The organism is Streptomyces sp. NPDC050485 (assembly GCF_044458185.1).
In the GTDB taxonomy this organism is placed as follows: domain Bacteria; phylum Actinomycetota; class Actinomycetes; order Streptomycetales; family Streptomycetaceae; genus Streptomyces.
Map to the genome: position 1 here is coordinate 94446 of NZ_JBITHR010000024.1, position 22298 is coordinate 116743.

Below are 22298 nucleotides of genomic sequence, written 5' to 3' on the forward strand. Positions count from 1 at the left end.
TCTCGAACGACCTGAGGGGGAGCCATGACCGTGTCCGAAATCGCGTCCGCCCACGCGGAGTCCGCCCGCGCCGAGTCCCGCGCGGAGGCGGCGCTGCGGCCGCACGCCGAGCACGCCTTCGCGGACGAGCTGGCGGCGCTGGCCGCCGCCGACGACCGGCCCCGCCCGGCCCGCTGGCGGCTCTCGCCGTGGGCGGTCGCCACCTATCTGCTCGGCGGCACCCTGCCCGGCGGCACGGTGATCACACCGAAGTACGTGGGCCCGCGGCGCATCGTCGAGGTCGCCGTCAGCACCCTCGCCACCGACCGCGCGCTGCTCCTGCTCGGCGTGCCCGGCACCGCCAAGACCTGGGTGTCGGAGCATCTCGCCGCGGCCGTCAGCGGAGACTCCACCCTTCTCGTGCAGGGCACCGCCGGCACCCCGGAGGAAGCCGTGCGGTACGGCTGGAACTACGCGCAGCTGCTCGCGCACGGCCCGAGCCGCGAGGCGCTCGTGCCGAGTCCCGTCATGCGGGCCATGGCGCAGGGCATGACCGCGCGGGTCGAGGAGCTCACGCGCATCCCGGCCGACGTGCAGGACACCCTCATCACGATCCTGTCCGAAAAGACCTTGCCCATCCCGGAGTTGGGGTCCGAGACGCAGGCCGTACGGGGCTTCAACCTGATCGCCACCGCCAATGACCGGGACCGCGGCGTCAACGAGCTGTCCAGTGCCCTGCGCCGCCGCTTCAACACGGTGGTGCTGCCGCTGCCCGCCACCGCGGAGGCCGAGGTCGACATCGTCTCGCGCCGCGTCGATCAGCTCGGCCGCTCGCTCGACCTGCCCGCCGTGCCGGACGGGACGGCGGAGATCCGCCGCGTCGTCACCGTCTTCCGCGAGCTGCGCGACGGCGTGACCTCCGACGGCCGCACCAAGCTCAAATCCCCTTCGGGGACGCTCTCCACCGCCGAGGCGATCTCCGTGGTGACCGGCGGGCTCGCGCTCGCCGCGCACTTCGGCGACGGCGTGCTCAGGTCCGGCGACGTGGCCGCCGGAGTCCTCGGCGCCGTGGTGCGCGACCCGGCGGCGGACCGCGTCGTCTGGCAGGAGTATCTGGAGACGGTGGTACGCGAGCGGCACGGCTGGAAGGACTTCTACCGCGCCTGCCGCGAGGTGTCCGCATGACAGCGGCGCCGCGCACCACCCCGGCCCGCGCGGAAGGGCCCCTGCTGCTGGGGGTGCGGCACCACGGCCCCGGCTCGGCGCGTGCGGTGCGGGATGCGCTGGAGGCGGCCCGGCCGCGCGCCGTGCTCATCGAGGGGCCGCCCGAGGGGGACGCGCTGCTCGTGCTCGCCGGGGACCCGGACCTGCGGCCGCCGGTCGCGCTGCTCGCCCATGTCCTGGACGATCCGGGGCGGGCCGGGTTCTGGCCGATGGCCGAGTTCTCGCCGGAGTGGGTGGCGATCCGCTGGGCCCTGGAGCACGGCGCGGAGGTCCGCTTCATCGACCTGCCCGCCGCCCACTCGCTGGCGACGGGGGAGGAGCCCGGGGAGACGGCGAGCGGTCCACGGATCGACCCCATCGGCACGCTCGCCGACGCCGCCGGGTACGACGACCCGGAGCGGTGGTGGGAGGACGCCGTGGAACACCGGGCGGCTTCGGCCGATCCCCGCGCGCCGTTCGCCGTGCTCGCCGAGGCCATGGCCGTGCTCCGCGAGACGTACGGTGACGGCGGTCATCCGCGCGACCTGATCCGCGAGGCTCATATGCGCCAGCAACTGCGGGCGGCGGCAAGGGAGTTCGGAGCCGGTGTCGCCGTGGTCTGCGGGGCCTGGCATGTGCCCGTGCTCGACGGGAAGTTCACCGTGGCGGGCGACCGCGCCCTGCTCAAGGGGCTGCCCAAGGTCAAGGTCGAGCTGACCTGGGTGCCGTGGACGTACCGCAGGCTCGCCCGGCGCAGCGGGTACGGCGCGGGGATCGACTCGCCCGGCTGGTACGGGCACCTGTTCAGCGCCCCCGACCGGCCGGTGGAGCGCTGGATGACCAAGGTCGCCGGGCTGCTGCGGAAGGAGGACCGCCAGGTTTCCCCGGCCCATGTCATCGAGGCCGTCCGGCTCGCCGGGACGCTCGCCGCGCTGCGCGGCCGCCCGCTGCCGGGCCTCGCCGAGACCACCGATGCCGTACGTGCCGTGCTGTGCGAGGGCTCCGACGTACCGCTCGCGCTGATCCAGGACCGGCTGATCGTGGGCGACGTGCTCGGTGAGGTGCCCGACGCGGCGCCCGCCGTGCCGCTCCAGCGCGATCTCGTACGGGCCCAGCGCGCGCTGCGGCTCAAACCGGAGGCGTCGGCGCGGGAGTTGGAGCTCGACCTGCGCAAGGAGACCGACTCCGGGCGCAGCCGGCTGCTGCACCGGCTGCGGCTGCTCGGCGTCGGCTGGGGCGAGCCGGGCCGGGCCCGCTCCACCGGCACCTTCCGGGAGAGCTGGCGGCTGCGCTGGGAACCCGAGCTGTCGGTGCGGGTCGCCGAGGCAGGGGTGTGGGGCACTACCGTCCTGGCCGCCGCCACCGCCAAGGCCGAGTCGGACGCGGCCGCCGCGACCGCGCTGGGCGACGTCACCGACCTCGCCGAGCGCTGCCTGCTGGCCGAACTGCCGGACGCGCTCCCGGTGGTGATGCGCGCGCTCGCCGACCGTGCGGCGCTCGACACCGATGTCGCCCACCTCGCCCAGGCCCTGCCTGCCCTCGCCCGCACCCTGCGCTACGGAGACGTGCGCGGCACCGCCACCGAGGGGCTCGCCGAGGTCGCGGCGGGCCTCGCCGAACGGATCTGCGTCGGCCTGCCGCCCGCCTGCACCGCCCTGGACGCGGTCGGCGCCGCCGAGATGCGCACCCATCTGGACGCCGTGCACACCGCCATCGGTCTCCTCCCGGAACCGGATGGCGCCGCCGAGATGCGCACCGATCTGGATGCCGTCCACACCGCCATGGACCTCCTCCCGGAACCGGTCGGTACCCGCTCCGGCGGGCTTCGCGCGCGCTGGTCCGGTGTGCTCGCGCGGCTCGCCTCGCGGGACAGCGTTCCCGGGGGCATCCGCGGCCGGGCGGCGCGGCTGCTGCTGGACGACGGGCGGGTGGCGAGCGAGGACGCGGCCCGGTACCTGGGGCTCGCCCTCTCGCCCGGCACGCCGCCCGCCGACGCGGCCGCCTGGATCGAGGGGTTCTTCGGCGGCGCCTCCGGCGGCGGCCTGCTCCTGGTGCACGACGAGGTGCTGCTCGGCCTGGTGGACGGCTGGCTGACGGGCGTGGCGCCGGACGCGTTCACCGACGTACTCCCGCTACTGCGCCGGACGTTCGCCGCTTACGAACCAGGGGTGCGCCGCACGCTCGGGGAGCTGGTGCGGCGCGGACCGGACGCGCGGGCCGGGTACGGCGATGCTGCCCCACCCGGGTTCGGCTCCGGGCTCGACGCGGCGCGGGCCGACGCCGTACTGCCGCTGGTCGCCCTTCTGCTGGGGCGCGGCGGATCCAACAACCTTGTGGAGGTGGGTAGTTGAGCGGCATCCAGGCGGGGACGGACGAGCGGCTGCGGCGCTGGCGGCTGGTTCTCGGCGGGGAGCCGGGCGCCGAAGGGACGGGCCGCGCGCTCACTGGGCGGGACGCCGCGATGGACGGCGCGCTCGGGGCGCTCTACGGCGGCGGGGCGAGCGGGGCCGGGGAGCGCGGTGCCGGGCTCGGGGCGTCCGCGCCGTCCGTCGCACGCTGGCTCGGCGACATCCGTACGTACTTCCCGAGCTCCGTGGTGCAGGTCATGCAGCGTGACGCCATCGACCGGCTCGGGCTCGCGGCCCTCCTTGTGGAGCCGGAGATGCTGGAGGCCGTCGAGCCCGACGTCCACCTCGTGGGCACCCTGCTCTCGCTCACGGCGGCGATGCCCGAGACCACCCGGGAGACCGCCCGTGCCGTGGTGCGCAAGGTGGCCGAGGACCTGGAGAAGCGGCTCGCCGCCCGCACCCGGGCCACCCTCACTGGCGCCCTCGACCGCGCCGCCCGCGTCAGCCGCCCGCGCCACCGCGACATCGACTGGGACCGCACCGTCCGGGCCAACCTGAAGAACTACCTCCCCGAGCACGGGACCGTCGTGCCCGAGCGGCTCATCGGGTACGCGCGGGCCGCGCGGGGCGTGAAGAAGGAGGTCGTGCTGTGCGTCGACCAGTCCGGGTCGATGGCCGCCTCCGTCGTCCACGCCGCCGTCTTCGGTGCCGTCCTCGCCTCGATGCGCTCGCTCGCGACCCGGCTCGTGGTCTTCGACACCGCTGTCGTGGACCTCACCGACCAGCTGGCCGACCCCGTCGACGTGCTGTTCGCCACCCAGCTCGGCGGCGGCACCGACATCAACCGGGCGCTCGCCCACTGCCAGTCGCGGATCACCCGCCCCGCCGACGCCGTGGTCGTTCTGATCAGTGATCTTTACGAGGGCGGGATACGGCACGAGATGCTCAAGCGGGTCGCCGCGATGCAGGCGTCCGGGGTCCAGTTCGTGACCCTGCTCGCGCTCTCCGACGAAGGCGCCCCGGCGTTCGACCGCGAGCACGCCGCGGCCCTGGCCGCCCTGGGGGTACCCGCCTTCGCCTGCACCCCGGACCTCTTCCCCGACGTGATGGCCGCGGCGATCGAGCGGCGGCCGCTCCCGATACCCGAGGCGTGGCCCGGGGCAGCCGCCAACGCGCGCTGAGCAGGTGATCTGTGACAGGTATCACCGCTCAGGTGTGATCTGTGATTTAGGGACCTACGTCCTGCGGAGATAACCTGCGAGACGGACATGCCGCGTACTCGGACACCGTGTACGCCTCCCTCAGTGACAGCGCCGTCACGTTGCCCTTCGCGGCACGCCCAGCAGACAACGCAACCGCGATACCACTGAAAAGGGACGGACGCGCGTGGACCTGTTCGAGTACCAGGCGAGGGACCTCTTCGCCAAGCACGGTGTACCGGTGCTGGCCGGTGAAGTCATCGACACGCCTGAGGCGGCGCGCGAGGCCACCGAGCGTCTTGGCGGCAAGTCGGTCGTCAAGGCGCAGGTGAAGGTCGGCGGCCGAGGCAAGGCCGGCGGCGTCAAGCTGGCCGCCACCCCGGACGAGGCCGTCGCCCGCGCGACGGACATCCTCGGCATGGACATCAAGGGCCACACGGTCCACAAGGTGATGATCGCCGAGACCGCGCCGGAGATCGCCGAGGAGTACTACGTCTCGTACCTCCTCGACCGCACCAACCGGACCTTCCTGGCCATGGCCTCGGTCCAGGGCGGCGTGGAGATCGAGGTCGTCGCGGAGGAGAACCCCGACGCCCTCGCGAAGGTCCCGGTCGACGCCAACGAAGGCGTTTCGATCGAGAAGGCCCGCGAGATCGTCGCCCAGGCGAAGTTCCCGGCCGAGGTCGCCGAGCAGGTCGCCGAGATCCTGGTGACGCTGTGGGACACCTTCATCAAGGAGGACGCCCTCCTGGTCGAGGTCAACCCGCTCGCCAAGGTCGCCGACGGCCGGGTCATCGCCCTCGACGGCAAGGTCTCGCTCGACGAGAACGCCGAGTTCCGCCAGGCGGACCACGCCGCCCTTGAGGACAAGGCGTCGGCCAACCCGCTGGAGGCGGCCGCCAAGGCCAAGAACCTCAACTACGTCAAGCTCGACGGCGAGGTCGGCATCATCGGCAACGGCGCGGGTCTCGTCATGAGCACCCTGGACGTCGTCGCGTACGCAGGTGAGAACCACGGCGGCGTGAAGCCGGCCAACTTCCTCGACATCGGTGGCGGCGCGTCCGCCCAGGTGATGGCGAACGGCCTGGAGATCATCCTCGGCGACGCGGACGTCAAGTCCGTGTTCGTCAACGTCTTCGGTGGCATCACCGCCTGCGACGAGGTCGCCAACGGCATCGTCCAGGCCCTCGCGCTGCTCGCCGAGAAGGGCGAAGAGGTCACCAAGCCGCTGGTCGTGCGCCTCGACGGCAACAACGCGGAGCTGGGTCGCAAGATCCTGTCGGACGCGAACCACCCGCTCGTGCAGCGCGTGGACACCATGGACGGCGCGGCCGACAAGGCCGCCGAGCTCGCGGCTGCGAAGTAAGGGACGAGGGACTCCAACACCATGGCTATCTTCCTCACCAAGGACAGCAAGGTCATCGTCCAGGGCATGACCGGCGCCACCGGCATGAAGCACACCAAGCTCATGCTCGCCGACGGCACCGACATCGTCGGTGGCGTGAACCCCCGCAAGGCGGGCACGTCGGTCGACTTCGACGGCACCGAGGTCCCGGTCTTCGGCTCCGTCAAGGAAGCGATGGAGAAGACGGGCGCCGACGTGTCCGTCCTCTTCGTGCCGCCGGCGTTCGCGAAGGCGGCCGTTGTCGAGGCGATCGACGCCGAGATCGGTCTCGCCGTCGTCATCACCGAGGGCATCGCCGTCCACGACTCCGCCGCCTTCTGGGCGTACGCGAAGTCGAAGGGCAACAAGACCCGCATCATCGGCCCGAACTGCCCGGGTCTGATCACCCCCGGCCAGTCCAACGCCGGCATCATCCCGGGTGACATCACCAAGCCGGGCCGTATCGGCTTGGTGTCGAAGTCCGGCACGCTGACCTACCAGATGATGTACGAGCTGCGCGACATCGGCTTCTCGTCCGCCGTCGGCATCGGTGGCGACCCGGTCATCGGCACCACGCACATCGACGCGCTCGCCGCGTTCGAGGCCGACCCCGAGACCGACCTGATCGTGATGATCGGCGAGATCGGCGGCGACGCCGAGGAGCGTGCGGCCGACTTCATCAAGGCCAACGTCACGAAGCCGGTCGTCGGTTACGTCGCGGGCTTCACCGCGCCCGAGGGCAAGACCATGGGCCACGCCGGCGCCATCGTCTCCGGCTCCTCCGGCACCGCCCAGGCGAAGAAGGAGGCCCTTGAGGCCGCCGGCGTCAAGGTCGGCAAGACGCCGACCGAGACCGCCAAGCTCGCCCGCGCCATTCTCGGCAGCTGAGCACCCGCGCGGGCTGACCCGCTCGGGTACGCCGTCGCAGGCATCGTATGAAGGGCCCGCACCCCCAGAGGGTGTGGGCCCTTCATACGTGGCGGAGCCGGGTCAGCGGATCTCCAGGACCAGGCGTTCGGGCCCGTGCGCCGGTTCCTGGCGCAGCTTGTCGCGGAGTTCCAGGTCCTCGATGCTCAGCTGCTGCGGGCCGTTGTTCGCGGGGACCCCGCCGACGCGTTCGCCCACCGGCACCGGGCGCACATGGTGGTGCGGCACGGTCACGACGGTGAAGGCTGTCGCCCCGATGATCAGTGCGGTGAAGGCGATCGCGGCCCGGGTCCAGAACCGCCGGCGCCGCTCGCCGCCGATGCGTACGACCGGAGCCGACGGCAGCTTGGTGACGGAGGCGGGTTCGGCCTGCGCGAGGTCGGCGATGCGTTCGCACAGCGCGGCGGAGAGGGCCCCCGGGTCCCCGGCTTCGGCCACCGCGGGCACCCGGCGGGCAATCGCGGCCCGCGCGTGCAGCAGGCGGTTCGCGGCGGCCGGGGTGCTCGCCTCCGTCTCGGCCGCGGTCTCCGGCAGGTCGAGCCCGAGGCCGTCGTACAGCAGCACCGTGCGCCGGTAGACGGGCGGCAGATCGAGCAACGCGTCGAGCAGGGCCCGGCGTTCGGGCTCGGCGGGCGGATGGTCGGGGCGCTTATGGGCGCGCCGGAAGCGGTGCCAGGGGGTCAGCGCGTACTCGTACGCCGCCGCCCGCACCCACCCGGCCGGGTCCCGGTCGGTGGCGACCTCGGGCCAGTTCTCCCAGGCCAGATGGAAGGCGCGCTCCACCGACTCCCTGGAAAGCCGGGTCCGGCCGGTCAGCAGATAGGCCTGTCGGGCGAGGGCGGGCGCGGTGCTCACGTACAGCGCGTCGAACGCCTCGGCGGGGGTGCGCCCGGTCAGTGGTTCGGGGTGCTCGGGGGCGAATGCGATCGAGGGGAGCGGGGAGCGCGCCTTGGGCGGTGTCCCGCCCCGCTGCTCGCTCCCGTCGGCTCCGTCAGCTCTGTCCGGCTCCGCATCGGTGGGCTCGGGCCGCTCGGGCAGAGTGCGGGCGCTGCCGCCGGTCAGTGTGCTCGCGCCGGTGAGGGCGTCGGCCTTGAGCGCCTTGGCGGGCTCCGGGACGGATGCGGACGCGGAAGCGGCGGGGGCGGGCTCCGGGACGGATGCGGCGGGTGCGGCGGGTGTGGGGCTCGGGTGGTCGTGCCGGGTGTGCGGGGTGGCTGGGGGTTTCGCGGCCCGCTTGGCGGCAGGCTTGGGCCGCCTGTTCGCGGCGTGCGGCTTCGCCGGAGGTTTGGCGGGGCCGCACGCGGGGGGCTGGGCGCGGGCGGCGGCGAGGCGGGATGCGTCCGGCTCTTCGCCGCGGGTCTCGTCGGCGGGGTGGGGCGTGGGGAGTTCATCGGCGCTGGATTCGTCGGCTGGGCGTGGCGTGGCGAGCTTGTCGTCGCTGGTTTCGGGGGCCGGGCGGAATGCGTGCGGCTCTCGGCCGCGGATTTCGTCGACTGGGTGGGCCGCGCCGAGCGCGTCGGCCTGGTGGGTCGTGCCCGGCGCCTCGCCGCCGGTCAACGCGGCGGGGTGGGACGCATCCTGCTTTCTCCCGTCCGCTTCGGCGGTCTCGGCAGGGGCGTCGACGGCGGGGCGGTCGGCCACCGCCGCCAGCTCAGCCTCGATGGTGGCGAGCAGCCGGGCGTAGCTCTCGCGCCTGCGGCCGCGTGGAGTGGTGCGGCCCTTCTCCCAGGAGCGCACGGTCGCCTCCGTCACGCCGACAGCCGTCGCGAGCTGCTTCTCGCTCAGCGACTTCGCCTCGCGGAGCCTGCGCCGCTCCTTGGGGTTGGGCAGGGCGGACATGGCATCGTTGGTTTCGGCCGGGCTCTGTGTCATGAAGGACTCCCAGGACTCCCCGCGAAGGCCGTAGTGGCTGTTGCACCCATGGCGACTGCACCCATGGCGACGCAGCTAGGAATGCCCCGGGCGAAAAAGTACATAACCGTATATTGGGCGACACATCGGTCATTCGCCTGTTACGCGTAGAAAGCGCGTGTCGTTGGCAGCATGGCCCGGGTGACCCAAGTGACCGACCGCAGCCTGCCGTTGCTTCCCGTCAAGGCACGCTCCTCCGTGCTCGCCATCTGTTTGCTGCGTGGCGCGATCGCGGCGGGGCTCGGGCTCGGTGCCCTGGCCGTGCTCGTGATGGTGCTGTGGATCAGCTCCCCGTACCCCGACAGCGGACCCGGTGGTGCCCTGCGCACGGCCGCCTCGCTGTGGCTGCTCGCCCACGGAACCCAACTGGTCAGACCCGAAACGCTGACCGGTACGCCCGCCCCCGTCGGGTTGGTGCCGCTGCTTCTGGTGGCGCTGCCCGCCTGGCTCGCACACCGGGCAGCCCGCGACGCGCTGATGCCCGGCGAGGACGAGGTCAGCGAGGTCGGCGCGGCTTACGTGGTTTACGAGGGAGGGGGCGCAGCGCCGCTGCCCTCCGGGTGGGCCGTGTTCTGGGCGGTGACCTGCGGATACCTGGCGATCGGCGGCGCCACCGTGCTGTACGCGTCGGCCGGGCCGCTGCCCGCCGACCCGCTCAGCGCCGTACTGCACCTGCCGCTGACCGTGGCGTTCGCGACCGCCCTCGGCATCTGGACCGCGCACGGCCACCCGCTCGGCCCGCTCCCGGACCGGGTTCCGGCGTGGCTGCGGGCAGCCCTTTTGGGCAGTCGTACGGCTGCGGCGGCACGGGCGGCCGGGGCCGCCGTCGCGGTGCTGCTCGGCGGTGGGGCGCTGCTCGCCGGCGCCGGACTGGCCTGGCACGCCGGCGTCGCCGAGGACTCGTTCCTGCGGCTCGCGCAGGGCTGGTCGGGGCGGTTCGCGGTGCTGCTGCTCGTGGTCGCGCTGGTGCCGAACGCGGCGGTGTGGGGCGCCTCGTACGGGCTCGGGCCCGGCTTCGCCGTCGGTACGGGGACGCTCGCGACCCCGCTCGGAGTCGCGGGCCGCCCCGCGTTGCCGCACTTCCCGCTGCTCGCGGCGGTGCCGGCCGGCGGGCACGGCTCCTGGTGGAACTGGGCGGCGGCCGGGGTGCCGTTGGTGGCCGGGGTGGTCCTGGCCCGGTTCACCGCGCGGGCGGCCGTGCGCGAGGGTTGGGGCCGTCGGGACACCGCGCGGGCCGCCCTGCTCGGCGCGGCGCTGTGCGGCTGCGCCCTCGCGGGCCTGGCGGCGCTCGCGGGCGGGCCGCTGGGCACGGCGGCCCTCGCTGAACTGGGCCCGGTGTGGTGGCGCACCGGGGGCGCGGCGCTGCTGTGGGCGGCGGTGGTGGGGGTGCCGGGGGCGGTGGCCCTGCGGGCCTGGCGTACTCGGGAGCGGTCCGCTCCGCGCGAGCGGCGGTCGCTTCGGGCCCGGTTGGTGGGGGTGGTGTCGTGGCGGCCTTGGCATAAGGCGGAGCCGGTCGGGGTGCCGGGGGCGGCTGCGGTTGCCGCCGAGGGTGGGGCGGACTTCGAGCCGTACGACTTCCTGCCGGTGAGCGGGGTCGGGCTCTGGCACGAGGACGGGGCGCGGGAGGCTCGGTGGGCGGCGCTCAAGGAGGCGTCCGGGGGGCTGATGGCGGAGATTCCGGCGGAGGTGGTGGGTGGGGGCGGGGCGCTGCGCGCGGCTTCTTCCCCACCCCGCCCTTTCCCGCTGCGACACTATGCGGCTCCGCCGCGTGGGGGCTCCGCCCCAGACCCCGCTCCTCAAACGCCGGAGGGGCTGGAAGCTGCCCCCGAACCGGATGTTAAGGCCGAACCAGTACACGCACCCGAACCTGCGCCCGCGTCAGCATCACCATCCGCGCCCACGCCTGAATCCGCGCCGGAATCCGTGCCCGCACCCGCATCCGCGCCCGAACCAGCCCCCGCCCCCAGCCCAGCCCCCGCCCCCGACGGCGACCCCGACAGCGCCCCCCACCCCGACAGCGATCCCCACCCCGCGTAAAGCGCGCGCTACTCCTTGACCCCGAACAGCGGGACCAGCTTTTGCGGGAGGTGGTCGTTGCAGGCGAGCTGGCCCGTCTTGGTCAGGGCGTCGTCCACGCATGTGTAGTAGTCGCGGTACACGATCTGCATCGTGAAGCTCGACGCCACGACCGTCAGCGCGAGGACCGCCGTGACCAGACCGGTCACCGCCGCCGTCAGCTGCGGCTTGCCCTGCCCGGGCAGTGCCGCGGCCGGCGCGGCCGGGGCGGCGGCAGTGGCGGACGCCTTCTCCGGCGGCTTCGGCTTGGCCCGCAGCGCGCTGATCGCCCAGTACAGACCCAGCGCCCCCAGGAGCAGCGCGATCTCCGGCATGTCGAACAGGGCGAAGAAGAACGCCCACATCCCGGACAGCAGGGCGTAGCGGGCACGCCGCTGGGCCGGGTCCGTGGGGTCCCAGCGCAGGCCGGGCGGGGTCGGCGGCGGGTTCTGGCCAGGGCCGCCCGCGGGCCGCTCGGGGCGCTGGCCGAAGCCGCCCGGGGCGCGGCCAGGCTGGTGGTTGCTCCACTGGCTGCCCCAGGGCGAACCCTGGTTGTCGTCGTCGCCCGGCGTAGGGCGACGGGGCTGCCAGGGCTGGTCGGGGCGGCCCTCGGGCGGCGGTGCGAAGGGGTTGTCGTCGCCGGAGCCCGCTCCGGCGCCGCTCCCCGTGCTCCCCGGTCCCGAGTTCCCCGGGTCCGTCGAGGAGGAGCCGGGGGAGGGGGACTGGCGTGCTGCGAACAGCTGGTGGCGTCGGTCCGGCATCTGGTGAACGTCTTCCCCTCGGACCCGCGGCCGGCCGGTCGGGCCAGCGGGGTCGCATCTCGCATGTAGGTGGAACAAGTTGGTGGGACAAGTGGCTGGACGGCTGACTGGCCAACCGACGGAGACGAGTTGGTGGGACACGTCTCGTGTCGTGGCGTCTTCCCAGACGCTACCTGGCGGTCCGGCCCCCGTCCCGTGGGGGCCGTCCGGTGTGCCGGTATCGTTGCTGACGGTCGGCGCTTTCGTAGAGTTCCCCGTATCGAGGGGCGCGATTCGTTCGTACGACCACACAAAGACGTACGACCGCGAGAAAGAGCCCCGCTGTGGCCTCCCCGCCCCCCTCCGCGTCCCCTTCCCCGCTCGAAGATCCACCCGAAGTCCCGCTCGAAGAGCCGCTCGACGGCCGGTCCGACGCCCGGCCCGAAGACCCGTCCGAAGCGGCCCGCCCCGCCCGGCTCGTGGTGCTGGTGTCCGGGTCCGGCACGAATCTGCAGGCCCTGCTCGACGCCATCGCCGCCGATCCGGACGGCTACGGCGCCACCATCGTGGCCGTCGGCGCCGACCGGGGCGCCATCGCCGGCCTGGAGCGCGCCGAGCGGGCCGGGATCCCGACCTTCGTCTGCCGGGTCAAGGACCACTCCTCGCGCGAGGAGTGGGATGCCGCGCTGACCACGGCGACCGCGGCGTACGCACCGGACCTGGTCGTCTCGGCCGGGTTCATGAAGATTGTGGGGAAGGAATTCCTCGCCCGGTTCGGCGGGCGGGTGGTCAACACCCACCCCGCGCTGCTGCCCAGTTTTCCCGGAGCCCACGGCGTACGCGACGCACTCGTGTACGGCGCCAGGGTGACCGGGTGCACCGTCCACTTCGTCGACGACGGAGTCGACACCGGCCCGATCATCGCCCAGGGCGTGGTCGAGATCCGGGACGAGGACGATGAAGCCGCTCTGCACGAGCGGATCAAGGAAGTCGAGCGACGGCTGCTCGTCGATGTCGTGGGGCGCCTGGCCCGTAACGGCTACCGCATTGAGGGACGAAAGGTTCAGATCGGTGAACTCGGTTAATACGGACGCCGTCAAGCCCATTCGGCGGGCGCTGGTCAGCGTCTACGACAAGACGGGTCTGGAGGAGCTCGCGCAAGGGCTCCACGCGGCCGGGGTCGAGCTGGTGTCCACCGGGTCGACCGCCGCGAAGATCGCCGCCGCCGGGGTGCCCGTCACCAAGGTCGAGGAGCTCACCGGGTTCCCGGAGTGCCTGGACGGCCGGGTCAAGACGCTGCACCCGCGCGTCCACGCGGGCATCCTCGCCGACCTGCGCCTGGATACCCACCGCGCGCAGCTCGACGAGCTCGGGGTGCGCCCCTTCGAGCTGGTCGTGGTCAACCTCTACCCGTTCAAGGAGACCGTCGCCTCCGGCGCGAGCCCCGACGAGTGCGTCGAGCAGATCGACATCGGCGGGCCCTCGATGGTCCGGGCCGCCGCGAAGAACCACCCGTCGGTGGCCGTCGTCACCAGCCCGCAGCGGTACGCGGCCGTGCTCGACGCCGTGAAGAACGGCGGCTTCGACCTGGCCGCCCGCAAGCGCCTGGCCGCAGAAGCGTTCCAGCACACCGCCGCGTACGACGTGGCCGTGGCGTCCTGGATGACCAATGTGTACGCGCCCGAGGAGGGCGGGGCCCAGCTGCCCGAGTTCCTCGGCGGGACCTGGGAGCGCAAGTCGACCCTGCGCTACGGCGAGAACCCGCACCAGGCCGCCGCGCTGTACACCGACGGCCAGCCCGGCGGGATCGCCAACGCCGAGCAGCTGCACGGCAAGGAGATGTCCTTCAACAACTACGTGGACACCGAGGCCGCGCGCCGCGCCGCCTACGACCACGAAGAGCCCTGCGTCGCGATCATCAAGCACGCCAACCCGTGCGGCATCGCCATCGACGCCGACCTCGCGGCCGCGCACCGCAAGGCGCACGAGTGCGACCCGCTCTCCGCGTTCGGCGGCGTCATCGCCGTCAACCGGCCGGTGACGGTGGCGATGGCCGAGCAGGTCGCCGAGATCTTCACCGAGGTCATCGCGGCCCCGGCGTACGAGGACGGCGCCGTCGAGGTGCTCGCCCGCAAGAAGAACATCCGGGTGCTCAAGGTGGACGGCACCCCGCACCAGCCCGGCGACCTCAAGCCGGTCTCCGGCGGCGCGGTGCTCCAGCAGACCGACCTCTTCCAGGCCGCGGGCGACGACCCCGCGAACTGGACGCTGGTCAGCGGAGAGGCCCTGGACGAGGCCGAGTTGAAGGAACTCGCCTTCGCGTGGGTGGCCTGCCGGGCCGTCAAGTCCAACGCGATCCTGCTCGCCAAGGACGGCGCGTCCGTCGGTGTCGGCATGGGCCAGGTCAACCGGGTCGACTCGGCGCGGCTCGCGGTGGAGCGGGCGGGCGAGGAGCGCGCGCGGGGCTCGTACGCCGCGTCCGACGCCTTCTTCCCGTTCCCCGACGGCTTCGAGATCCTGGCGAACGCGGGAGTCAAGGCCGTGGTCCAGCCCGGCGGTTCGGTCCGCGACGAGCTGGTGGTCGAGGCCGCGAAGAAGGCGGGCGTGACGATGTACTTCACCGGCACGCGCCACTTCTTCCACTGACCCCGGGCACGTCTGATCCGGCGCAGGTACCCGGAAGGCCGCACCCCCAGTGCGGGAGTGCGGCCTTCCGGGCCGGGCCGGGCGGGTCAGAGGGACTTGACCACCACGGTCGAGCACACCTTGTCGGCGAAGGTCTGCTTCTTCGAGTCCCACAGCGGCCACAGCCAGCCGATGTAGCAGGCGATGCTGTCCAGGAAGTGGGCGAGCCGGCGGACGAACGCCATGCCGAAGCCGATGACCTGCCCGTCGCTCTCGCGCAGCACCTTGATGCCGACGGCCTTCTTACCGGGAGTCTGGCCGGTGGTGCCCTCCTGGTACAGGAGCCAGAGCATCAGGCCGACGACGACGAGGAAGCCGAGGAGCCCGAAGATGACTGCCGCGCCGCCCTTGCCCGCAGCCGCGGCGATGATCGCCACCACGGCGTACGGCACGCCGACGATCAGGCCGTCGATGATCGTGGCACCGACGCGCTGGATCCAGCCGGCGAACGGCGGCATGCCGCCGCTGTAGCCGAGCGGGGCCTGCTGGTAAGCGGCACCCTGCTGAGGGTAGCCGTAGCCCTGCGGCGGGATGCCCTGGGGGGCCTGCTGGCCCTGGGGGTAGCCGTAGCCGGGCTGGCCCTGAGGCTGGCCGTACGGCGGCTGGCCCTGAGGCTGGCCGTACGGGTTGCCGTCCTGCGGGGGCTGCTGGGGCTGCTGCCCGTAGGGGTTGTTGGGGTCGCCGAAGCTCATGACGGATTTTCCTCCGTTGGTTAATGCGGGGACGACGCGGCCCGAGCGGAGGAATGCTGTTCTGAGCGGTTTGCCCCCCGGCACTGCCCGCGGCACTGCGCCGATCATCGTTCTAAATGAGACATAAGTTTGTCCAGCTGAACGCTGGATGTGTTGTGCAAGTGCAACTTGGGCGATCACGCGTCGCCCTGAAAGAATGGGAAACATGACCGCCCAGATTCTCGATGGCAAGGCCACCGCCGCAGCGATCAAGTCCGAACTGGCCGTCCGCGTGGCGGCCCTGAAGGAGCGGGGCGTCACGCCCGGCCTGGGGACCGTGCTCGTCGGGGAGGACCCCGGCAGCCAGAAGTACGTCGCGGGCAAGCACCGCGACTGCGCCGAGGTCGGCATCGCCTCCATCCAGCGCGAACTGCCCGCGACCGCGACGCAGGACGAGATCGAGGCGGTGGTGCGGGAGTTGAACGAGGACCCCGCGTGCACCGGCTACATCGTCCAGCTCCCGCTGCCCAAGGGCATCGACGAGAACCGTATCCTGGAGCTGATGGACCCGGCGAAGGACGCGGACGGCCTGCACCCGATGAACCTCGGGCGGCTCGTCCTCAACGAGCCGGGACCGCTGCCCTGCACCCCGTACGGCATCATCCAGTTGCTCCGCAAGCACGGCGTCGAGATCAACGGGGCCGAGGTCGTCGTGGTCGGACGCGGTGTCACCATCGGTCGCTCCATGCCGCTGCTGCTCACCCGCCGCTCCGAGAACGCGACGGTGACGCAGTGCCACACCGGCACGCGCGACCTGTCGACGCACCTGAAGCAGGCCGACATCGTCATCGCGGCGGCCGGTGTCCCGCACCTCATCAAGCCCGAGGACGTGAAGCCGGGCGCGGCCGTGCTCGACGTCGGCGTCAGCCGCGACGAGAGCGGGAAGATCGTCGGCGATGTGCACCCCGGTGTCGCCGAGGTCGCCGGCTGGCTGTCGCCGAACCCGGGCGGCGTCGGCCCGATGACCCGCGCCCAGCTGCTCGTCAACGTCGTCGAGGCGGCCGAGCTCGCCGCCGCCGGCTGACCGGAAAGGCCTGACCCCATGGGTGCTGGTACGAGTCGCGACCCGGACAAGGGCGCGGAGTCTTCGGCGGGCTCGAAGGGCGGGTCCGGCGCGCGGTCCCGCCCGGGCGGCTCGCGGCGGTTCCCCTCCGTCACCCGGGACACCGCACGCCCCGAGGGCGGCGGCCGGGCCGCACCGGGGGACGCCTCGGCACCCGCCCGCCAGTGGCCGCTGCTCTCGGTGCTGCTCGCGGTCGGCTTCGGGCTGCTGATAGTGGCCACCGAACCGTTCGGACAGGCCTTCCGGGTCGGGCTCATCATCATCGGCGCCGCCCTCATGGCGGGCGCGGCGATGCGCTGGACGCTGCCGTCGGTCGGCATGCTCGCTGTCAGGTCCCGTTTCACCGACATCACCACGTACGGGGCGCTGGGCCTGGCCATCGTGCTGCTCGCCCTGATGGCCCAGCCCCGCCCGTGGCTGAACGTGCCGTTCCTCGAAGACGCCGTGCACTTCACGGTGCGCTAGCGCTCCGCCGGGGTGGGGCCAGACATCCGCGGGCCGATGGGGGTCCCCCTGCTCGGACGAAGTCGACGTCGCTCCGTCCGCACCGGCGCTACGCTGCGGCGATGCGGATCCGCCCGCAAATCGCCGATGCGGTCATCGCGGTGGCGCTGGTGTGCGCCGCCGCGGTGCTCGGCACGGAGTCCGGGAGCCAGGGCTGGAGCCCGCTCGACGCCTGGGGCTATGCGCTGGTCGTGCTCGGCGGCCTGCCGCTCGCGGTCCGGGTCAGGGCGCCGCTGCCCCTGCTGCTCTGGTCGCATCTGGTCTTCGCCGTATACGTGGCCGGGGGGTACTGGCCGGTCGTGGCCAGCTTCGGACCGATGCTGTCGCTGTACACCGTCGCCTCGCTGTGCACCCTGCGTACGGCGGTGGTGTGCGCGTTCGTCATGGCGGGGGTCTGGGTCTACGCCGGGGTGGTGAGCCCGCACGGTTCCATGGCGTCCGTCGTCACCCAGGCCGTCGTCTTCCCGCTGGTGCTGATCCGCTTCGGCGCGCTCGCCCGCCGCTCCGCCGAACTCGCCCGCCGGCTCAAGCGCGAACAGGCCGACCGGGCCCGCCGCGAGGTGAGTGCCGAACGCGGCCGGATAGCACGGGAGTTGCACGATGTGGTCGCCCACCACATGTCGGTGATCTCCGTGCAGGCCGGGCTCGCCGGATTCGTCTTCGAGTCCGATCCGCCCACCGCGCGGGCCGCGCTCGCGACCATCTCCGGCACCAGCGCCGAGGCCCTGGAGGAGCTGCGCCGGATGCTCCAGGTGCTGCGCGAGGCCGAGGACGGGGCGCCTGCCGCCCCGATGCCGGGCCTGGACCGGGTCGCCGAGCTCGCCGAGCGGATCCGGGCCGGCGGCATCCCCGTCACCCTGCGCACCGTCGGCACCCCGCGCCCGCTGGCACCCGGCGTCGAGCTGTGCGCCTACCGCGTGGTGCAGGAGGCCCTCACCAACGTACTCAAGCACGCGGGCGAAACCCGGGTGGAGGTGCAACTGGGCTACGGGCAGCACCAGTTGACGGTCTCGGTGATCAATGAGGGCGGCGGCGACCGGCGCGAGGGGGCGATTCAGGACAGAGTGCGTACGGGCGGTGGACACGGCTTGATTGGCATGCGCGAGCGGGCCAAGCTCTACGGCGGGTCGATCAGCATCGGCCCGCGGAGCCGAGGCGGGTTCGCCGTGACCCTGACCCTGCCGACCTCCGCACGGGCGGTACCGGGGGAAGAAGACACAACGGGATGACCAGGGTGCTCGTCGTCGACGACCAGTTCCTCATCCGGGCCGGGCTTGTCGGACTGCTGCGGGCCGCGCCCGGCATCGACGTCGTGGGCGAGGCGGGCGACGGCGCCGAAGCGGTCCGGCAGGCGGCCGCGACCGGCCCCGACGTGATCCTGATGGACATCCGGATGCCCGGCATGACCGGCATCGAGGCCACCCGGCGGATCCTGGCCGAGGCCCCCGATCCCGCGCCCCGCGTGCTCGTCCTGACCACCTTCGACCTGGACGAGTACGTCTACCAGGCGCTGCGCGCCGGGGCATCCGGGTTCCTGCTCAAGGACTCCGGACCCGAGCGGCTGCTCGCGGCGGTCGCCGCGGTCGGCGGCGGCGACGGGCTCTTCGCGCCGAGCGTCACCCGGCGTCTGGTGGAGGCCTTCGCCTGCCGCACCGGCCGGGCGGGTCAGGACCCCGGGCCCGAACTCGGCTCGCTGACCGCCCGCGAGACCGAAGTGCTGCGGCTGACCGCGTGCGGCATGTCCAACCTGGAGATCGCCGACCGGCTGTTCATCAGCGAGGCCACCGTCAAGACCCACCTCAACCGCACCATGAGCAAGCTGGACCTGGGCAGCCGGGCCCAGGCGGTGGTGGTGGCGTACGAGACCGGCCTGGTCACCCCGGGAGGCGCCCGCCCCTGACCCTCCCCGCCTGCCCCCGGGAACTGACATCCTGGGGCCGTGCATCCCTGGGGGAGCGCGACGGCAAGGGGGGAAGTCGATGCCTCGTTGGAAGGCGCTGCCGGCGGAACTGGACCCGCAGGTGAGGGAGTTCGCGGGCCAGCTGCGCAGGCTGGTGGACCGCAGCGGGCTCAGCATCGCGGCGGTCGCCGACCGCACCGGGTACAGCAGGACGTCGTGGGAGCGGTACCTGGGCGGCCGGCTGCTCGCCCCCAAGGCGGCCGTGCTCGCCCTCGCCGAGGTGACCGGCACCAACCCGGTCCATCTGACCACCATGTGGGAGCTGGCCGAGCGGGCCTGGAGCCGCTCCGAGCAGCGGCACGACCGGACCATGGAGGACGTCCGGGTCGCGCAGGCGCGGGCCGCGCTCGGGGAGTTCGGGCCCGCCGAGCCCGGTGCGGCGCGCGCCCAGTCGCCCAGCGCGGGGCTCACCGCCAAGCGGCCGGGCAAGGCGAAGGCGCCGCCGCGCGGCGGGCCGCCCGCCCCGGCGGACAACCGGCGCCGGATCGTCATGTTCCTGGCCGGGGTGGTGGGCGCGCTGCTCGTCATCACATCGGCCGTACTCCTCACCGACCTAGGCGGGAGCGGCGACAAGCCCCGGGCGAAGCCGGGCCCGAGCCCGACGGCCTCGGCGCCGGTGCTGCCCGCCGGGGTCAAGTGCGTAGGTGCGTCGTGCACCGGCCAGGACCCCGAAGTCATGGGCTGCACGGACAAGTTGGTCAGGACGGCGGCCAGTGCCAAGGTCGGCGTCTCGGTGGTCGAGGTGCGCTACAGCAGAACGTGCCGGGCCGCCTGGGCCCGGCTCAAGCAGGTGGCCCCCGGTGACAAGGTGCAGATCAGCGTGGGCGGTGCGGCGGGGGAGTCGGTGGTGGCGGACGCGTACCGCGACACGTACACGAAGATGCTCGCGGTGGACGGGCCCGCGGCGGCGAAGGCGTGCGCCACGCTGAAGAGCGGAAAGAGCGGCTGCGCCGCCGGATCGGCCGCGACCGGTCGATGACCGAGCACGCGACCGGTCGATGATCGATCAGCGTGAGGCGTCCCACAGGCGTGCTGGGGTGCGCGACGCCCAGGGTCGGATAGCCTGACCGCGGACATCTCTTCACGTCAAGATTCAGACGGTCGCACGTCAGACTTTCCGGCGGACGGGGTGCCCGGAACGAGAGGGGCCCCTGCTCTTGCGAGCCCGGGGCACAACCCCACCACCCGCTGTTTCTAACGGAGATCGCCATGACCCGCACTCCCGTGAATGTCACCGTCACCGGCGCGGCCGGCCAGATCGGCTACGCGCTGCTCTTCCGCATCGCCTCCGGTCACCTGCTCGGCCCGGACGTGCCGGTCAACCTGCGCCTCCTGGAGATCACCCCGGCCCTGAAGGCCGCCGAGGGCACCGCCATGGAGCTCGACGACTGCGCGTTCCCGCTGCTGCGCGGCATCGAGATCACCGACGACGCCAACGTTGCCTTCGACGGCGCCAACGTGGCCCTGCTCGTCGGCGCCCGCCCGCGCACCAAGGGCATGGAGCGCGGCGACCTGCTCTCCGCCAACGGCGGCATCTTCAAGCCGCAGGGCAAGGCCATCAACGACAACGCCGCGGACGACATCAAGGTCCTCGTCGTCGGCAACCCGGCCAACACCAACGCGCTCATCGCGCAGGCCTCGGCCCCGGACGTACCGGCCGAGCGCTTCACCGCGATGACCCGTCTGGACCACAACCGGGCGCTCACGCAGCTGGCGAAGAAGACCGGCACCACGGTCTCCGACATCAAGCGCCTGACCATCTGGGGCAACCACTCGGCGACCCAGTACCCGGACATCTTCCACGCGGAGATCGCGGGCAAGAACGCCGCCGAGGTCGTCAATGACGAGCAGTGGCTGGCGGATGAGTTCATCCCGACCGTCGCCAAGCGCGGCGCCGCGATCATCGAGGCCCGTGGCGCGTCCTCGGCCGCGTCGGCCGCCAACGCCGCCATCGACCACGTGCACACCTGGGTCAACGGCACCGCCGAGGGCGACTGGACTTCGATGGGCATCCCGTCGGACGGCTCCTACGGCGTCCCCGAGGGCCTCATCTCCTCCTTCCCGGTGACCGTCAAGGACGGCACGTACTCGATCGTCCAGGGCCTGGACATCAACGAGTTCTCCCGCAAGCGCATCGACGCCTCTGTGAAGGAGCTCACCGAGGAGCGCGACGCGGTCCGCGGTCTCGGCCTCATCTGAGCCCAGCAGCAAGCGAGTTGACGCGGACTCCGGTCCGCCGGCCCGCCCCGACGAAGCCCCGGCAGCCACTGCCGGGGCTTCGCCCGTTGTGCCCCTAGCGTTCGGCCGCCGCGTCCTTCGTCAGCCGTACGGCGGCGAGCAGGCTGAGCCCGGGCTGAGCCTGGCGCAGCGCCTTGACGGCGTGCATGGACTCGTCGTCCGGGCCCGCGTAACCGACGGCCGCCCGCTGTTCGCGCACCCAGCGGGCCCGCAGCTCGCGGTCCGGGACGGACGCCGCCTGCGCCACGATCCGGGCGGCTGCCTCCAGCCCGGGCCGCTCCGCCTCGCCGGCGCCGGCCAGTGCGTCCCGTATCGCCGCCGCGATGGTGTCCGCGTCGCGCAGCACCAGGACCTCAAGTTCCTTCAGGCCGAACATGCAACTCCCCGTTCGTTGTGCCGGTACGTTGTGCACCTGCTCATCAATGTAGTACTTCTTATACATGAGCGAGCAGGTGCACAACAGGTTGGCGATGGTGCGTGCCGAGCGCAAGGTGTCGCGCCAGAGCCTGGCCGAGGCGGTGGGCGCCCACTACCAGACCATCGGCTACATCGAACGGGGCCAGTACAACCCGAGCCTCGACCTGGCGTTGAAGATCGCGAAGTACTTCGGACTGCCGGTGGAGGCGCTGTTCTCCCTCGAACCGTTCCGCCCGCTCACCGACGAGGCCTACGGGAGGAACCAGTGATGGACGGGCAACTGACGCGCTACGACCGGCGGATGCGGGAGATCATGAACCGGCGCGAGGCGGCGCCGCTGTACGCGACGGCCGGCCGCAGGCGCCTGCTGGTCGTCGTCCACATCGCGCTGACGGCCGCGTTCGTGGCGGCCCTGCTCGCCGCGATCGGCGACGGCTCGATGGTCGGGGCCTGCCTGCTGCTCGCGCTGCTGCTGCCGTGGTGCGTCGCCACCGGCGCCATCAACGCCTCGACGCGCGGCCTGCTCGAACTGCGCCGCCGGGCCCTGGACGAGCGTCAGCGCGCCGAGCGCAGCGAGGTCCTGGCCCGCGCCCACCGCCTCACCACCGCGCTGCTGCTCGCCACCGTCGCGGCCGTCGGCGGGTACGGGCTCGCGGGCGGCGGCCTGGGCGGCGCGATGGTCTTCCGGGTGCTGGTCGGCGCCCTGGTCGCGCACTGGCTGATGCCGCACTGGGTGGCGGGCCTGCGCGCCCAGGACGAGCCGGACGACGAGTAGCCGGTACGGACGAAGAACGAGTAGAGCCGTGCGGACGAAGGACGAGTAGCCGTACGGGCGAAACGAGGGTGCCCCCGGCCCTTCCCGGATGCTGTTGGTTAATCCGGGGGTTCGCGTGACGTCGGCCTTCAGGACCTGGTTGTGGTCTTGAAGGCCGACGTTGTCGTATGGGGTGTGGG

At 72.7% G+C, this 22298-nt stretch carries 20 protein-coding genes; 16 read left to right on the forward strand and 4 right to left on the reverse strand.

The window, feature by feature from the left end; translation table 11 throughout:
• Nucleotides 1–24: 24 nt before the first annotated feature.
• The 5 genes from ACIBK6_RS34255 (at nt 25) to sucD (ending at nt 7001) form a co-directional block, all read left to right on the forward strand.
• Nucleotides 25–1164: an AAA family ATPase gene (locus ACIBK6_RS34255; protein WP_399055999.1), complete on the forward strand. Its 1140-nt coding sequence runs from the start codon at nt 25–27 to the stop codon at nt 1162–1164.
• Nucleotides 1161–3533 carry a DUF5682 family protein gene (locus ACIBK6_RS34260; protein ID WP_399056001.1) on the forward strand — a complete coding sequence of 791 codons (2373 nt, stop codon included), beginning with the start codon at nt 1161–1163 and terminating at the stop codon, nt 3531–3533. The genes ACIBK6_RS34255 and ACIBK6_RS34260 overlap by 4 nt, the downstream gene beginning before the upstream one ends.
• Complete coding sequence (locus ACIBK6_RS34265; RefSeq protein WP_399056003.1) at nt 3530–4711, forward strand: VWA domain-containing protein; 1182 nt, start codon at nt 3530–3532, stop codon at nt 4709–4711. The genes ACIBK6_RS34260 and ACIBK6_RS34265 overlap by 4 nt, the downstream gene beginning before the upstream one ends.
• A gap of 205 nt (nt 4712–4916) precedes the next feature.
• Nucleotides 4917–6095 (forward strand): ADP-forming succinate--CoA ligase subunit beta, encoded by a 1179-nt coding sequence (sucC, locus tag ACIBK6_RS34270; protein WP_399056005.1) that lies wholly within the window; start codon nt 4917–4919, stop codon nt 6093–6095.
• A 21-nt stretch (nt 6096–6116) separates the two neighbouring features.
• Entirely contained in the window at nt 6117–7001 is an 885-nt protein-coding gene (sucD, locus tag ACIBK6_RS34275) for a succinate--CoA ligase subunit alpha (protein WP_399056007.1), read from the forward strand.
• Nucleotides 7002–7103: 102 nt separating this feature from the next.
• Here the strand turns inward: sucD and ACIBK6_RS34280 are convergent, their stop codons facing one another.
• Nucleotides 7104–8912 carry a sigma factor-like helix-turn-helix DNA-binding protein gene (locus ACIBK6_RS34280; protein ID WP_399056009.1) on the reverse strand — a complete coding sequence of 603 codons (1809 nt, stop codon included), beginning with the start codon at nt 8910–8912 and terminating at the stop codon, nt 7104–7106.
• Between the two features lie 171 nt (nt 8913–9083).
• Here ACIBK6_RS34280 and ACIBK6_RS34285 point away from each other — a divergent pair, with 171 nt between their 5' ends.
• Complete coding sequence (locus ACIBK6_RS34285; protein WP_399056011.1) at nt 9084–10988, forward strand: DUF6350 family protein; 1905 nt, start codon at nt 9084–9086, stop codon at nt 10986–10988.
• Nucleotides 10989–10996: 8 nt separating this feature from the next.
• On the opposite strand, the gene ACIBK6_RS34290 is transcribed toward ACIBK6_RS34285, so the two are convergent.
• On the reverse strand, nt 10997–11767 hold the full coding sequence (locus tag ACIBK6_RS34290) for a hypothetical protein (protein WP_399056013.1): 771 nt from the start codon (nt 11765–11767) through the stop codon (nt 10997–10999).
• A 458-nt stretch (nt 11768–12225) separates the two neighbouring features.
• On the opposite strand from ACIBK6_RS34290, the gene purN reads away from it, so the two are divergent.
• Together purN and purH are read left to right on the forward strand one after the other, a co-directional pair.
• The gene (gene purN / locus ACIBK6_RS34295; protein ID WP_399056039.1) at nt 12226–12831 is read left to right on the forward strand and encodes a phosphoribosylglycinamide formyltransferase; all 606 of its coding nucleotides are present in this window, start codon (nt 12226–12228) and stop codon (nt 12829–12831) included.
• Nucleotides 12758–14392 (forward strand): bifunctional phosphoribosylaminoimidazolecarboxamide formyltransferase/IMP cyclohydrolase, encoded by a 1635-nt coding sequence (gene purH / locus ACIBK6_RS34300; RefSeq protein ID WP_399056042.1) that lies wholly within the window; start codon nt 12758–12760, stop codon nt 14390–14392. The genes purN and purH overlap by 74 nt, the downstream gene beginning before the upstream one ends.
• Before the next feature lie 86 nt (nt 14393–14478).
• Here purH and ACIBK6_RS34305 read toward each other — a convergent pair whose 3' ends face one another.
• Entirely contained in the window at nt 14479–15123 is a 645-nt protein-coding gene (locus ACIBK6_RS34305; protein ID WP_399056015.1) for an RDD family protein, read from the reverse strand.
• Between the two features lie 205 nt (nt 15124–15328).
• On the opposite strand from ACIBK6_RS34305, the gene ACIBK6_RS34310 reads away from it, so the two are divergent.
• The 6 genes from ACIBK6_RS34310 (at nt 15329) to ACIBK6_RS34335 (ending at nt 20888) form a co-directional block, all read left to right on the forward strand.
• Nucleotides 15329–16186, forward strand: a complete 858-nt coding sequence (locus ACIBK6_RS34310; protein WP_399056017.1) for a bifunctional methylenetetrahydrofolate dehydrogenase/methenyltetrahydrofolate cyclohydrolase — start codon at nt 15329–15331, stop codon at nt 16184–16186.
• 18 nt (nt 16187–16204) lie between these two features.
• Nucleotides 16205–16690, forward strand: a complete 486-nt coding sequence (locus ACIBK6_RS34315; RefSeq protein ID WP_399056019.1) for a DUF3017 domain-containing protein — start codon at nt 16205–16207, stop codon at nt 16688–16690.
• A 101-nt stretch (nt 16691–16791) separates the two neighbouring features.
• Nucleotides 16792–17958: a sensor histidine kinase gene (locus tag ACIBK6_RS34320; protein ID WP_399056021.1), complete on the forward strand. Its 1167-nt coding sequence runs from the start codon at nt 16792–16794 to the stop codon at nt 17956–17958.
• Complete coding sequence (locus ACIBK6_RS34325) at nt 17955–18629, forward strand: response regulator (protein WP_399056023.1); 675 nt, start codon at nt 17955–17957, stop codon at nt 18627–18629. Before ACIBK6_RS34320 ends, ACIBK6_RS34325 begins: the two co-directional genes overlap by 4 nt.
• Before the next feature lie 79 nt (nt 18630–18708).
• A complete protein-coding gene (locus ACIBK6_RS34330; RefSeq protein ID WP_399056025.1) occupies nt 18709–19668 on the forward strand; it encodes a DUF2690 domain-containing protein in 960 nt (319 codons plus the stop codon).
• A 230-nt stretch (nt 19669–19898) separates the two neighbouring features.
• A complete protein-coding gene (locus tag ACIBK6_RS34335) occupies nt 19899–20888 on the forward strand; it encodes a malate dehydrogenase (protein WP_399056027.1) in 990 nt (329 codons plus the stop codon).
• A 94-nt stretch (nt 20889–20982) separates the two neighbouring features.
• On the opposite strand, the gene ACIBK6_RS34340 is transcribed toward ACIBK6_RS34335, so the two are convergent.
• A complete protein-coding gene (locus tag ACIBK6_RS34340; protein ID WP_399056029.1) occupies nt 20983–21303 on the reverse strand; it encodes a hypothetical protein in 321 nt (106 codons plus the stop codon).
• Nucleotides 21304–21367: 64 nt separating this feature from the next.
• On the opposite strand from ACIBK6_RS34340, the gene ACIBK6_RS34345 reads away from it, so the two are divergent.
• Nucleotides 21368–21613 (forward strand): helix-turn-helix transcriptional regulator, encoded by a 246-nt coding sequence (locus ACIBK6_RS34345; protein ID WP_399056031.1) that lies wholly within the window; start codon nt 21368–21370, stop codon nt 21611–21613.
• The gene (locus ACIBK6_RS34350; protein WP_399056033.1) at nt 21613–22119 is read left to right on the forward strand and encodes a hypothetical protein; all 507 of its coding nucleotides are present in this window, start codon (nt 21613–21615) and stop codon (nt 22117–22119) included. The genes ACIBK6_RS34345 and ACIBK6_RS34350 overlap by 1 nt, the downstream gene beginning before the upstream one ends.
• The last annotated feature ends 179 nt before the right edge of the window (nt 22120–22298 follow it).